The sequence below is a fragment of the Pseudomonas sp. KD5 genome, assembly GCF_012932895.1.
GTDB lineage: Bacteria > Pseudomonadota > Gammaproteobacteria > Pseudomonadales > Pseudomonadaceae > Aquipseudomonas.
Map to the genome: position 1 here is coordinate 1 of NZ_JDWJ01000013.1, position 12,676 is coordinate 12,676.

12 protein-coding genes are annotated in these 12,676 nt (G+C 61.2%); 4 read left to right on the forward strand and 8 right to left on the reverse strand.

What is annotated here, in order from left to right; all coding sequences use genetic code 11:
- Nucleotides 1-268: 268 nt before the first annotated feature.
- The 3 genes from AF70_RS25060 to AF70_RS25070 form a co-directional block, all read right to left on the reverse strand.
- Nucleotides 269-643: a DUF6124 family protein gene (locus AF70_RS25060; protein WP_019582286.1), complete on the reverse strand. Its 375-nt coding sequence runs from the start codon at nucleotides 641-643 to the stop codon at nucleotides 269-271.
- An 862-nt stretch (nucleotides 644-1,505) separates the two neighbouring features.
- A complete protein-coding gene (locus tag AF70_RS25065) occupies nucleotides 1,506-2,309 on the reverse strand; it encodes a response regulator transcription factor (RefSeq protein ID WP_081791058.1) in 804 nt (267 codons plus the stop codon).
- A 109-nt stretch (nucleotides 2,310-2,418) separates the two neighbouring features.
- A complete protein-coding gene (locus AF70_RS25070) occupies nucleotides 2,419-2,889 on the reverse strand; it encodes a prepilin peptidase (protein ID WP_028940117.1) in 471 nt (156 codons plus the stop codon).
- Nucleotides 2,890-2,964: 75 nt separating this feature from the next.
- Between AF70_RS25070 and AF70_RS25075 the strand changes: the two genes are divergently transcribed.
- Nucleotides 2,965-3,405 carry a TadE/TadG family type IV pilus assembly protein gene (locus tag AF70_RS25075; protein WP_028940118.1) on the forward strand — a complete coding sequence of 147 codons (441 nt, stop codon included), beginning with the start codon at nucleotides 2,965-2,967 and terminating at the stop codon, nucleotides 3,403-3,405.
- On the forward strand, nucleotides 3,402-6,170 hold the full coding sequence (locus tag AF70_RS25080) for an ATP-binding protein (protein WP_028940119.1): 2,769 nt from the start codon (nucleotides 3,402-3,404) through the stop codon (nucleotides 6,168-6,170). Before AF70_RS25075 ends, AF70_RS25080 begins: the two co-directional genes overlap by 4 nt.
- Here the strand turns inward: AF70_RS25080 and AF70_RS25085 are convergent.
- The 5 genes from AF70_RS25085 to AF70_RS25105 all read right to left on the reverse strand — a co-directional run bounded on the left by AF70_RS25085 (nucleotide 6,140) and on the right by AF70_RS25105 (nucleotide 10,744).
- The gene (locus AF70_RS25085; protein WP_028940120.1) at nucleotides 6,140-8,122 is read right to left on the reverse strand and encodes a pilus assembly protein TadG-related protein; all 1,983 of its coding nucleotides are present in this window, start codon (nucleotides 8,120-8,122) and stop codon (nucleotides 6,140-6,142) included. The genes AF70_RS25080 and AF70_RS25085 overlap by 31 nt on opposite strands.
- Before the next feature lie 317 nt (nucleotides 8,123-8,439).
- The gene (locus AF70_RS25090) at nucleotides 8,440-8,997 is read right to left on the reverse strand and encodes a DUF4136 domain-containing protein (RefSeq protein WP_018928408.1); all 558 of its coding nucleotides are present in this window, start codon (nucleotides 8,995-8,997) and stop codon (nucleotides 8,440-8,442) included.
- Between the two features lie 53 nt (nucleotides 8,998-9,050).
- Nucleotides 9,051-9,680, reverse strand: a complete 630-nt coding sequence (locus tag AF70_RS25095) for a DUF4136 domain-containing protein (RefSeq protein ID WP_028940121.1) — start codon at nucleotides 9,678-9,680, stop codon at nucleotides 9,051-9,053.
- A 12-nt stretch (nucleotides 9,681-9,692) separates the two neighbouring features.
- Entirely contained in the window at nucleotides 9,693-10,442 is a 750-nt protein-coding gene (locus AF70_RS25100) for a methyltransferase domain-containing protein (protein ID WP_019582282.1), read from the reverse strand.
- Nucleotides 10,442-10,744, reverse strand: coding sequence for a MazG-like family protein (locus tag AF70_RS25105; protein ID WP_007937232.1), 303 nt, complete (start codon nucleotides 10,742-10,744; stop codon nucleotides 10,442-10,444). Before AF70_RS25105 ends, AF70_RS25100 begins: the two co-directional genes overlap by 1 nt.
- A gap of 191 nt (nucleotides 10,745-10,935) precedes the next feature.
- Here AF70_RS25105 and AF70_RS25110 point away from each other — a divergent pair, with 191 nt between their 5' ends.
- Nucleotides 10,936-11,229: a hypothetical protein gene (locus tag AF70_RS25110; protein ID WP_019582281.1), complete on the forward strand. Its 294-nt coding sequence runs from the start codon at nucleotides 10,936-10,938 to the stop codon at nucleotides 11,227-11,229.
- 85 nt (nucleotides 11,230-11,314) lie between these two features.
- Nucleotides 11,315-12,655, forward strand: coding sequence for an MATE family efflux transporter (locus tag AF70_RS25115; protein WP_028940122.1), 1,341 nt, complete (start codon nucleotides 11,315-11,317; stop codon nucleotides 12,653-12,655).
- Nucleotides 12,656-12,676: the final 21 nt, after the last annotated feature.

Here is a 12,676-nt window from a genome sequence, read left to right on the forward strand (position 1 = left end):
GCCTCTCTACAGACAAGGTCAGGAGCAAGTCCTGCCTTCAGGAGCGGTCGGCCTCCCCCAGAAACACATCTTTGAGACAACACCGAGGAGCTTAGCTGCTCTCGCCGGGTGTTCGGCCAACATACAAGGAGCGAGCCTGTGGCGAGGGGGCTTGCCCCCGTTGGGCTGCGAAGCTGCCCAAAAATCTCTGGTGGTCCAAAGATCTTGTGAGTGCTACGCACTCAAACGGGGGCAAGCCCCCTCGCCACAGGTCGCTCCTACAAGGGGGTTAGCAGTGTGGCGCGGGTTTTGGTACGTCGACGTTATCCAGCACCCGATTCACCGCCAGCTCGGCCAGCATGATCACCTGCTGAATCGCCAGGAGCGTATGCCGCTGCGGGGCGTCGACATAGGCTGCAATGTCGCTGGTCATGACGCTGGCCGAGGCCAGGGATTCGCAGACATGGGCCAACAGGCTTTCGTTGTCCATGTCCGGGGCGACCAGAAACATCCTGCTTGGTTTGCGGCCTTCGGGTTGTTTGGGTGGTGGCTTGAGGTAGTGGTCGAGCGCGCGTTCGGCGGCTTCGTTGAGTTTTTTGGAATCAGGGGATTCGTAGGGGGAAACGTCGTCCGTTTCAGGGGGATTTGGTGTGGCTTTGAACATGATTACACCTCCGGGATGAAATGGAGCCACTTCCAAATTGCCGCGACGCAATTTGGGGTGGCAGCTGTACGCGGGTTCGCGGACCGACCCCTGAGGCTTGCTCGGCATACCCGAAGGTATCCCGCGCACAGTCGCCATGACACGAAACGACAGACACCAAAAAGTGTTGTTGTTCGGTGGAGCGATTATGCCTCAAGAATCGAGCCGCGACGCCCGGTCGCTGAATTGTCAGCGACGGACAAAGGCTAGAGACGCCGCTTCCGACGGGCAACCTGAAAAACATGTGGGAAGGTTCTGACGTTTTTACCGACCAATAAACATCGTTGCCTGTAAGGTCGCCTTCGCGGGCAAGTCGGATCGCCGCACCGCTCGCTCCTACAAGTGGGTCCGCGTATGTCTGGGAGAGATAGGTCGGCTGTCAGGCCGCCAAGATCAAAAGATCGCAGCCTTCGGCAGCTCCTACAGGGGAGCGGCGTACACCCGCCAAACTACAGGCCGAGCGTTAGCTCGCCTGCCGCTTTTGATCTTGATCCACCCGCCCCTTCGGGAGGCTGAGTGGAGGTGTTCATCTGGGGATTGGCGCGCAGCGCCGTTCGACGCAGTCGAACACATCGCATGTAGGTTGAAGCGAAGCCAACCGTAGGGCGATGCCCCCAGATGGATACCGGAGCGAAGGAACGCCGAGCCTTAGCGAGGGGCCGTACGCTTGGGGCGAGACCTTTTGGGTACTTTTGGGGCGTTTGCCAAAAGTGCCTCGCCGTAAGGGCGAAACCATAAGTAGCCGTTACCGCAGAAATGGATATGTACCCGACCAACAAGAACCTGGTCGGCTACCAGGCCGCCAAGATCAAGAGACAGAAACTCAGTGCGCAGAAACCCGCCGCCCCCCAGCGTTCCCGGGCGACAACGCCAACGCCACCTGCGTACGATTATGCATATGCGTCAACCGCAACACCTGCGACACATAAAGCTTCACCGTGTTCTCGGTAATCCCCAACTCACAGGCAATCTGATAATTGGTCTGCCCCTTGCCCACCAACTGCGCCACCTCCAACTGCCGCGGCGACAACTGATTGAACACCGCCGGCATCCCCACCACCCGCTCCGGTTCACCGAGCACACCGTCAACCGAACCTGACACAGGTTCCGGGGACGCCCCCCGACGAACCTTGTCCAGATCCTGATAAAGCTCATCGATCGATTCACAAAGGTACTGCAGCTTCTGACTCAAATGCCCCAACTGCAGATTTCTCTGCCGCTCCTGCAAGGCCACCTCCTGACGCTGCAAACCTTCGAGCAACTCAGCCAGATCAATCGGCTTCTGATAGTAATCGGCGAACCCGATACGCAAAGCCTTGATCACATCCTGCTTGTTCGCATGCCCGGTGAGCATGATCGCCTCGAATGCCCGATGCTTGCCGGACAACCGCTGCAGCGCCTGGACAAGCTGGATGCCATCCATGTCAGGCATCTGCAAATCACACAGCACCAAGCCGATATTCACGTCTTCGCTGAAACGCTCGATCGCCTGATGGCCGGAGACACAAGGCACGCAGCGATAACCATTGAGCTCGATGAACTCGCAAAGCTCTTCGACAATCAACGGCTCATCATCAACCACAAGAACTTTTACTGCCGAGGTAAGCTTGTTCACGTGCCACTCCATGCCAAGTCTGGCTTGGCTGCTCCTGCACCGACACCACAGGCTGTACAACAACAGTTTTGAAAGTAGACGCACTTTCCAACTATGTACATAGAACAGGGGACGCCTGCGATTAATGCATCCAGGCCAGTGTGAGCAGCACACCCACCAGCACGAATGGCGCAAAGGGCTGCTTTTTTGACGTCCCAGGCTCCAGGTAACGAAGACGCGCCCTAAGCCCCTGCCCCATATGCAGCCAGAGTCTTGGCGCCAGCAGCAGCCAGAGCACACTGGCCACCCCGGCGCCGATGAAACCGCCGAGCAGGTGCGTACCGTCCGTCGCAAGACCCAGCGTCGCCATCAGCTTCACGTCGCCTGCCCCCATGCGTCGCACTGCATAACCGGGCAAGGTGAAGGCCAATGCCAGCAACAAAGCCCCGCCGCCCTGCACCGCCTCGGCCCCCAGCCACGTAGTCCCTGTCCACAACAGATAGATAAGCGCCAGCACACCTGCGCCAACGGTCAGGCCGTTGCCGATGTGGCGTTCTCGGGCATCCTGTGCTGCGCAAAGCGTCAGCCAGATGAGTAGGACAAGGCTCTGCATCCGGTAAAAAACGTCCGTTTTGGCTGAATGATTCTATGCTGACACTACGCAGTAATTGTCAGGGTAGACGCACTCATGAAAATAGGCCTCCCCCGCCAACAAAAAGGTGCCGTGGCGATCGAGTTCGCCTTGGTGTTCGTGATTTTTTTCGCCGTGTTTTATGGATTGGTCAGTTACAGCCTGCCGCTGTTACTGATGCAATCGTTCAATAAATCCACGGCTGAAGCGGTGCGCCGCAGCGTGGCGCTGGACCCAAGCACCGCCAATTACGACACCGCCGTGCGAACCGTTGCCACCACCGAACTGACCCGGCAGCTGGCCTGGATTCCTGCCGCGCTGAACTTCAACGTGGCCACCGACGCCAGCGCCACCTACACCGGCGGCGTACTGACGGTCAGCATCAACTACCCCACCAGTAAACTGAATCAAGTGCTGCCGTTTCTGGTACTGCCGGGAATCGGTTCGGTGCCCAATCTGCCGCCGACCCTCACGGCCCAATCGAGCCTGCAGTTTTGAGCTCCGGGGACAAACTCTTCGGGCGTCTGCTCAATCGCCATCCGCCACAGACCCCGAACACGCCAGACCCTGCGAGCGTGCAACGTGTCGGCTTGCAGCTGCATCTGAATGATGAAGGTCGAGTGATTCAGCTGAGCGGTCCGTTGCGGCATCTGCTGGCGCAACAGATACCCGACGCGCAGTCACCGCACCTGCTCGATTACCTCATGCCCCATAGCGCCCTGTCGGTCGAAGGCACGCCGGCCGAGTGGCAGGGACAAAATCTGGACCTGGACTTTTTTAGTCTCGCCGGGCAACCGCTGCACTTGCGCGGCTGGGTGCAGCCGTTGGGCGAAGAATGGTTGTTGCAGTTGATCGACATCGGCGATCTGTTGCTCGAACGTCGACAAGCGCGCAGTCGTGAACAGTGCCAGTTGCTCGCGGCGCAGGTCAGCGAGCAGTTGCGCCTGTGCAGCCTGACGCGCCTGCCCGAGGTATTGGCCGAACAACTGCAAGGCCTGGCCCAGCGTTTTCAGATCCCGTGCATGGCCATGGCCTTGCTCGATGAACAGGCCGAGGGTTGGTTGATTCACCAGCAGTACGCGGCCTTCGATGCACCAAGGTTGTGGGAAACCCATCAACGCCTGGGCACCGGCCTCGATAGTTTGAATGGCTCAGTCCCCCAACAGCTGACACCCAGCGAGCACCCACGCCTGCAAAGCATCTTCGGCAATGCCGAAGGGTTCGCGGTGCCCTATCGCAATGCTCTGGGCGTGGTCGCGTGGTTGCTCTGTGGTTTCTACCCGGTGCAAGAATGTGCTCCCGACTTGAGCGAGCGCGACTGGTTGCAACTCACCGCCGCCCTGGCCGGCCCGCTGCTTGAGCGCTTGCGCGAGCATCAGCACCACCTGCAACTGGAGCGGCTGGAATCTCTGCAAGCCTTGCTCGGCACCGGTTGGTGGGAGCTCTTCAGCGACCATGCCGAGGTGCAATTGGCGCCGTCGCTCGCCAGTACGCTGAACCTTGCGAGCACTCGTTTTCCGCTGCACGACTGGCTCGAACAGATTCATCCCGCCGACCGTGAAGAGCTGACGATTCGCCTGCAATCCTTGCAAGACGAAGGCGCGCCGTTGCTGTTGTGCGTACGTCTGCATCGCCCCGACACGGCGCAAGCGCCGATCTGGTATCGACTGCAAGGCCAGGCGTTGGGCATCGGTAAAAACCGCCGGCTGGTGGGTTTCATGCTCGACATCAGCGACATCAAAAACCAACAGCAGAACGCCGCTGCCGCCCATGCCCGGCTGGACAACCTGATCGCCAGTTCACCGGCGGTGATCTACGTGCAGCGCTATGTCGAAGGGGCGCTGCAACCGACGTTTTTCAGCGACAGCCTGTTGCCGCTGCTCGGTTGGTCGCTCGCCGACTGCGCCGCAGGCTCGCTGGTGGAGCGGGTCCATCCTGAAGACCGCGACGGCTATTTCGAGCGTACCCGGCAACTGCTGCGCGAGGGTTCGGTGAGCGCCCGATATCGACTGCGCGACAGTCACGGCGATTACCACTGGCTGCTCGACGAAGCCAAACTGCTGCGCGATGACCTCGGGTTGCCGGTGGAGGCCGTGGGCCTGTGGCTGGATGTCACCGAGGCGACCCTGGCCACCGAGAAAGTCAAACAGAGTGAAGAGCGCTACCGGATCCTGGTGGAAGATTCCCCGGCGATGATCTGCCGCTACCGCCCCGACCTGACGCTGACCTTCGGCAACCGGCCTCTGGCGAGCTATCTGGAATGCCAGCCCGAGCATCTGCCGGGGGTGAATCTGGGCAGCTGGATGTCGCCGGAGCAGCGCGAAGCGTTCCTCCAGCGCCTCAGTAGACTGAGCCCGGAGTTCCCGGTCAGCACTGCGGAGATCAACCTGCAACTGCCGGGACGGGAACATGCCTGGTGGGTCTGGTCGGATCGCGGCGTGTTCGACGACCAGGGTCGTTTGCTGGAAATTCAGGCCGTGGGCCGCGACAACACTGAGGTCAGGCGCGCCCAGCAGCAGCTTACCCAGAGCGCGAAAATGGCCACCCTCGGAGAAATGGCCACTGGGCTTGCCCATGAAATCAATCAGCCGCTGAACGTGATGCGCATGGCCATCGTCAATGTGCTCAAGCGTCTGAGCAATGGCGACGCGCAAATCGATTACCTGACTGACAAGCTCAATCGCATCGACGCACAAGTCCAGCGCGCCGCGAAGGTGGTGGATCACATGCGGGTGTTCGGCCGGCGTTCGGAGGTCGAGCAGCAGCCGTTCAATCCGGTTCAAGCCATCGAGGGCACGCTGGCGCTGCTGTCCGAAGGCTTGCGCGGCAAAGGCATCGAGCTGCGGGTCAGCGAGAGCAGTTTTGATGTGCAGGTGCGCGGTTACGTCGATCAGCTGGAACAGGTGCTGATCAACCTGATGGTCAATGCACGGGATGCGCTGCTGAGCAAACGCGAGGCCGACCCGGCGTTCAAACCGTGGATTTCGCTGTACGCCGAACGTGATGAGCATTCAGTGCGGCTGTGGGTCGAGGACAACGGCGGCGGCATCGAGCCACGGTTGCTGGAGCGGATTTTCGAGCCATTTTTCACCACCAAACCGGTGGGCGTCGGCACCGGGCTCGGGTTGTCGGTGAGTTACGGCATCGTCGAGAACATGGGCGGACGGTTGAGCGTAAGAAACGCGGCCGAGGGCGCGCGATTCTGCATCGAGTTGCCGATTGTCCCGGGCGATCAGATCACCAGCGACGCGCGCCCTGAGTGACAACTGAGGTTGGCGCCGACGTCAACCTTGTTCAAGTCGACCCCAAGACTTATCAGCACAGTGTTGATCAGACTGTCGAGCAACGGGTTGAGCACGCCGTTGATTGCGCTGACCAGCAAACTGGTCACGCTGTTCAGGATCGCCCCCAGACCGCCGACGAGACTGCCTGACGGGCCATACATGTCGACGTGAAGGTTGACCGGGGTGTTGAGCAAGTTGCTGACAATGCTGCTGGTGGAAAATGAGTAGTAAAACGGCGGCTGGTTGATGTCCGGCAGGCTGTTGGCCGGTGGTGCGGAATAGACATGGGGCATGTTGGTGTTCGCCGCCACACTGGTGTCGGCAACGACATCGATGCCACCACCGACGCCTGGCACACGCGGATCGCAGGTGATGGGCACGAACAAAAACCTGCGACAGGTTTTGATCCCGATATCGATCAGTTTCAACGGCTGCACCGTGACCGTCGGTGGTGCGGTGTTGCTGCCGAACATACTGGCGGCATCGATCCGGCCGATTTTCAGGTTCACCAGCGATGCGCTGGTGTTGGTGGTCAGGGTTTTGTTGGTGTTGCTGATGCAGCTGTAAGCCGTGACGTAACTATCGGCACTGGCGACGTCCAGCGCCACGTCGAGCCGTATCGGCCCCGGTAGCACGATGACGTCGGGCGTCTGACAGGGCACGCCGATGGCACAGGTCAGTGAATTGAGCACCGCCACCAGGTCGAGATTGAGCAAGGCGTTGAGGGTGTTGGTCAGCGGTCCTGCCAGATCCGCCGCGGCATTGACCAGCGCCGCGATGGCGTCCAGCGCTGGCAAGTCGATCGACAACAACGTGCGAAGCTGTGCGGTTTTCACGTAGATCCGATTGGGCCCCAGCGGATCCAGCGCGGCGTTTTTCGGATTGCCGATCGCGGAGAGTTGCGGCGGCTCCAGTACCTGCACCCGAGCGGTGATTTGCGCCAGGCCCACCAGATTGATCGGCACCGTTGCCACCACACCGTTTTTCTTGTTGGCCAGTTGCACGACGCCTTCGATCAGGTTGAACACACTCACAGTCGTCGCGAACGTTGAGACGTCGCTGCCGTTCTCGACGTGCAGCAGATTGCCCAACACCACAGTCGTGGAGCCAGCGGCCACCTTGAGGGCTTGCAGACCGACAATGGTCGCCGTCGCGCCGAGGGTGCCGCCGGGGTCCAGCACATTGACGGCGGTCTGGATCAATTGGCTGACGGCCACCGAAGCGCCCAATACCTGGTTATACCCGGCGGCGTTGAGGCCGAGGTCGACCTTCAGTCGATCAAGGTAACCCAGCAGCCTGATGTTGGTGTTCACCAACCCATCCCACCCTGCCACGGACACGTTCAGACTGCCGCCGAGCAAACCGCCGAACAGCGCATTGAGGGTGGCCGACTTGCTGCTATCGATGCTCAGCGCTGTGGTGCGCAGGGTCAGCGATGCCAGCGGTGGCGGCAGCGCCGCAACGGCGGTCGCCGTCAGGTTGAGGGTGGCCCCGGCCGGCGCACCGCCGAACAGGGCGCCAACGCCACCGGCGAAACTCTGCGGCACTGAATGACTGACGATCACCCGAATGGCTTCGCTGCTGCTTGGGTTAGCCACAAAAACCCGAAGACTGTTGGCGTCCAGGCTCAAGGTGCCACAGGCTACCGCCAGGCTGCGCGTGGGGTCAGGAAGGGTGAAGCCGTTGCGGTTTACGCTGGCGGTGGCATAGGCGGTAGCGCTGGCACCCACGGCGCAATCACCGTTGCGCGTGGCAGCCTCCAGTGCGGCCATGTCCGCTATCCGCTGCAAGCTGCGTTTTTCCAGGTACAAGCGGCCACTGTCGACCACGATCAGCAGGAACACCAGGGCCATGCCGAGGGTCAGCACTGCCATCAAACCGATCGCTCCCCGTTGCCGGGCCGGGCTACGAAACTGCAAGCAGGGAGACATGGCGCACTCCTTTGCCGGCGCACCGCCGAGGGCTACCTCCATTGATGAACAGCAGTGTAGACAAGGGTTTGCCGGATTGCTGGCAACTAGCCACTCCACCAACAAAAACTCCATGTGGGAATGGGCTTATTGTGGGGCGTGTGTGGCGAGGGGGCTTGCCCCCGTTGGGGCGCGAAGCCCCCCCTAAAACCAGCAACCACAATCTTGAACTTAGAAAGTGGTGACTGGTTTTACGACTGCTTCGCAGCCGAACGGGGGCAAGCCCCCTCGCCACAGGCTCGCCCTACAGGGGGCTGTGGTGTTGGTTAGTTCAGGGTTCAGCGCGGTGGATAGTTGGCCAATATGCGCCCGACCGTCTGGCGTATCGTACTGCTGCGGTCCTCTGGCTTGGGTGTGCGGCTGAGGGTCTGCTCGTCGCTGCCGCGCCACACCAGTTTGCCGTCCTTGCCATCGAGCAGGTCGATCTGGATGGTCGCCACCTTGTAGCTGACGTTGCGGGTTTCGTTGTACATCGGCCCGCCCCAGTAGCCGTTCCATGGGCCACCATAACCGCCGCCATAGGAGGTGGTCACTTGTTGCTGGCGATCTTCAACGATCAGGTAGGTCTGCACCTTAAGGTCTGCCTTGGCGCCGGCGGCGGCCGGACGCAAGCCACGCTGATCCAGTTGATCGGCAACGGCCTGGCGGATGCGTTGCTCGGTCAGGTCACTCTTGATCCTTGGGTCGTCGGGACGGTATTGCACGGCGGGCTCTTTCCAGCTCCAACTGCGATAGGCGGCAAAGTCGCGACTGGCATCGAAGTCATGATTGACCTCGTTGGCGGCGCAGGCAGTGAGCAGCGCGGCGATGGCCAGTAAAACGAGACGGCGGAACATGATTTTTCTCCGATTGAAGACATGCACCTGCGGGGCGCTCCCTTAATAGGGAGCTAACTAGGAGGATACGCCGACATGGCCTTTTCGACAGCTTCGCGCAGGGCATCGGCACGTTCGCTCTGGTTGCCCTGACTGCTGGTTTCGGCACTGGCACTCCACACCGGTTGACCGGTGCTCGCGTCGAACAGATCGACCCGCACCACCACAACCTGTACCTGATAAGTACGGACGACCGGCACGCTGTTGTACATGCCGTAACCCGTGCCGTAGCGGTTGTAACCACCGCCGTAATACCCGCCGCCATAGCCGCCACCGTAACCAGAGCCGTCCTGCACCTGACGCAAGCGGGTTTCCAGATGCAGGTCGGCGCTGACCAACAGGTCCGCCGGGCGGTTGTCGTGCAGTGGGCGCAAGCCGCGCTGGTCTAGGGCATTGCTGACGACTTCGGCCACCTGCTCCGAATCGGCCCAGGCCGTGCCCGCAGGCAGGCGCCCGTTGAGCCAGGCCCAGCTGCGGTAGCGACCGTAATCCCGTGGCGCCGCCGGGTAGGCGCTGCGGTCGAAAGTGCCGGCGGCCTGGGGCGGTGCCGGTGGCAGGGGATTGGACGTCGCGATGTAAGGGTTGTCGCCCTGACAGGCCGCCAACCCCAGACAGATCACCAGTAACCCTGAACGACTTTTCATTGCGCACTCCGGTCAGATCGGCCGACAGATCCAGTGCAAGTAGCGCCCAAGCCCGGCGAAGCTTGGGTGACGGCGGTGAGCCAATTCCATTTCCAACAAGTCGAGCAGTTCGGCGCGGGCCTGGAATTCCACCGGCATGTAGTCGTGAAAAACCCGCACTCCACTCTGGGTTTCGACCCGCCACAGACCCTCAAGTTGCGCTGCCAGCTCCCGTGGATCAAGCGGCTGTTGCGGCGTCAGGCTCTGCTTCTCGCCAGCCATGTCGTTCTTGCGCATCTTGCGGAAGTGGCCCTTGAGCAGGTTGCGGTAGATCAGCGCATCGCGGTTATAGAACGCCAGGGACAGCCAGCCATCCGGCTTCGTCAGCTGATGCAACACCGGCAAAATCGCATGGGGTTCGGCCAGCCATTCCAGCACGGCATGGCACAGCACCAGGTCGTAGGGTTCGGTGAGCTGACCAAGCAACTCCTGCCACGGCGCCTGAATGAATGTCGCGGTCTGCCCGGCTTCGGCAAAACGCTGGCGAGCGCCTTCAAGCATCGGCTCGGCGGGTTCGGCCAGGGTCACCTGGTGACCGCGCTGGGCCAGCCACAACGACATGTGGCCCAGGCCGGCACCGATGTCCAGTACGCGCAACGGGCGGTCCGGCAGGGTTTCGGCCAGGTCGGCCTGCAGCACCGCGAGGCGGATCGCCCCTTTGGCGCCACCGTAGATTTTTTCAGCGAAGCGGGTCGCCAACTGATCGAAATGACGGTCGCTCATCAGCTGAACCGCCGTTCGCTGTCCGCGAGCTTGTTACGTACCACTTCATTCATGTCCAGTCCCAACTCGCTGCACAGCAGCAGTAAATACAGCACGATGTCGCCGATTTCCTGCCCGGCATGGGCCAGTTTGTCCGCCGGCAACTGGCGCGACTGGTCTTCGGTCAGCCACTGGAAGATTTCCACCAGCTCGGACATTTCCACGCTCGCGGCCATGGCCAGGTTTTTCGGGCTGTGAAATTGCCGCCAGTCATTGCGGTCACGAATGGCGTGCAGGCGTTCGGTCAGTTCAACAAGGTTCATCGGGCTCTCCTGAAGGCGTATAGCTTCAGGGGGATGACGGGTGAAGGCAAGTGGCAGCGTTGTACCTGCGTACTTGCGCCATACTCAAAAAAATCGCAGCCTTCGGCAGCTTCCACGGGAACCCGGGAGCACGATCAATAGCCCAAGGCTCGGATCCGGCAACCACGCCACCACTCCATCAGGACGTACACATGCAGGTAGACAGCTTTTTCGAATGGCTCGGCCAGGCAATCGGTTCGGTCATCCGTTTTATCATCGATACCCTCAGTGGCCTGTTCAACCTGTTGAGCAACGCCAGCAGCAATTTTGTCGATGGGCTAGCCCAGGCATTGGGCATGGACACTTCGATCATCAGCATCATCACCTTGATCCTCGGGCTGATGCTGCTGTGGGCGGCGATCCGCGCCTTCATGAACGCGTCGATCATCATGGGGATTATCTGGTTGCTGCTGGGGTTGTGGTTGCTGAGCTGGATCATTCACTAAGGCTGCCACACAGGCTCGCTTCCACAATGGATCGGTGCGAATTCCGAGTTCGTCGCTACAATGCAGGCGCCCCCAAGGAGCCTGCATGCCCAACCTGATTGCCGACTGGCGCGACCGTCCGACCCATCGCCGCGTCTGGGCGCTCGCCGCCCCGATGATTCTCTCGAACATTTCCGTACCGCTGGTGGCACTGGTCGACAGTACCGTCATCGGTCACCTGCCCTATGCTCATCAGCTCGGCGCCGTCGCGGTGGGCGCCAGTCTGTATACCTTTCTCGCCTGGGCCATGGGCTTTCTGCGCATGGGCTCCACCGGGTTCGCCGCCCAGGCTGCCGGGCGCGGGGATGGCGCTGCGTTGCGGCAGATTTTGCTGCAAGGTCTATTGTTGGCCATGGGCCTGGCCATTCTATTGGGGGCGTTGGGTGTGCCGTTGAGCGGGGTCGCGTTGCACTTCATGCAACCGTCGGCAGAGCTGGATCAACTGACCCGCGAGTTCTTCCACACACGGCTGTTCGGCCTGCCGGCGGCGCTGGCCAGCTATGCGCTGGTCGGCTGGTTTCTCGGCACCCAGAATGCCCGGGCTCCGCTGGCGATTCTGCTGAGCACCAACCTGGTCAACATCGCACTCAACCTGTGGTTTGTGCTCGGCTTGGAGTGGGGCGTGGTCGGCGCGGCACGGGCCTCGGTGATCGCCGAGTGGACCGGCGCGTTGATCGGCCTGTTCATGACCCGCAAAGCCCTGCGCGCTTATCCCGGCCATATCGCCTGGGCCGCATTGGCGTTGTGGCAGAGCTGGCGCCCATTGTTGGCGGTCAACCGCGACATTTTCATCCGCAGCCTGGCGTTGCAGTCGGTGTTCTTCCTGATCACCGTGCAGGGTGCACGACTGGGCGATGCCACGGTCGCCGCCAATGCGCTGCTGCTCAACGGCCTGCTACTGACCGCCCATGCGCTGGATGGTCTGGCCCACGCCGTGGAAGCCCTGTGCGGACACGCCATCGGCGCTCGCGACCGTGATGCCCTGCGCCGCTCACTGGTGGTGGCGTGCGGCTGGTCGTTGCTGGCAAGCCTGGGGTTTGCCCTGCTGTTTCTGTTCGCCGGGCACCTGTTCATCCAGATGCAGACCAACATCCTGAGCGTGCGCGACACCGCCTTCATCTATCTGCCGTACCTCGCCGCGCTGCCGCTGATTGCGGTCTGGAGTTACCTGCTCGACGGCCTGTTCATCGGCGCCACCCGCGCCCGGGAAATGCGCAACGGCATGCTGTTGACCGTGATCCTGCTGCTGCCCTTCGCCTGGATGCTGCAAGGCTTGGGCAACCATGGACTGTGGATAACCTTCCTGTTGTTCATGATGCTGCGCAGCCTGACCCTTGGCACATTCGCCTGGTACTTGCGCAGAAACGACGGCTGGTTAAAAGGATGACGAGCGACACATCTACAACTC

What these genes read in the sequence shown, in the direction of transcription:
- AF70_RS25095 (WP_028940121.1), bottom strand. Translation starts at nt 9,680, where the DNA reads ATGAAAAGTCGTTCAGGGTTACTGGTGATCTGTCTGGGGTTGGCGGCC.
- AF70_RS25105 (WP_007937232.1), bottom strand. Translation starts at nt 10,744, where the DNA reads ATGAACCTTGTTGAACTGACCGAACGCCTGCACGCCATTCGTGACCGC.
- AF70_RS25070 (WP_028940117.1), bottom strand. Translation starts at nt 2,889, where the DNA reads ATGCAGAGCCTTGTCCTACTCATCTGGCTGACGCTTTGCGCAGCACAG.
- AF70_RS25065 (WP_081791058.1), bottom strand. Translation starts at nt 2,309, where the DNA reads ATGGAGTGGCACGTGAACAAGCTTACCTCGGCAGTAAAAGTTCTTGTG.
- AF70_RS25075 (WP_028940118.1), top strand. Translation starts at nt 2,965, where the DNA reads ATGAAAATAGGCCTCCCCCGCCAACAAAAAGGTGCCGTGGCGATCGAG.
- AF70_RS25085 (WP_028940120.1), bottom strand. Translation starts at nt 8,122, where the DNA reads ATGTCTCCCTGCTTGCAGTTTCGTAGCCCGGCCCGGCAACGGGGAGCG.
- AF70_RS25115 (WP_028940122.1), top strand. Translation starts at nt 11,315, where the DNA reads ATGCCCAACCTGATTGCCGACTGGCGCGACCGTCCGACCCATCGCCGC.
- AF70_RS25100 (WP_019582282.1), bottom strand. Translation starts at nt 10,442, where the DNA reads ATGAGCGACCGTCATTTCGATCAGTTGGCGACCCGCTTCGCTGAAAAA.
- AF70_RS25110 (WP_019582281.1), top strand. Translation starts at nt 10,936, where the DNA reads ATGCAGGTAGACAGCTTTTTCGAATGGCTCGGCCAGGCAATCGGTTCG.
- AF70_RS25060 (WP_019582286.1), bottom strand. Translation starts at nt 643, where the DNA reads ATGTTCAAAGCCACACCAAATCCCCCTGAAACGGACGACGTTTCCCCC.
- AF70_RS25090 (WP_018928408.1), bottom strand. Translation starts at nt 8,997, where the DNA reads ATGTTCCGCCGTCTCGTTTTACTGGCCATCGCCGCGCTGCTCACTGCC.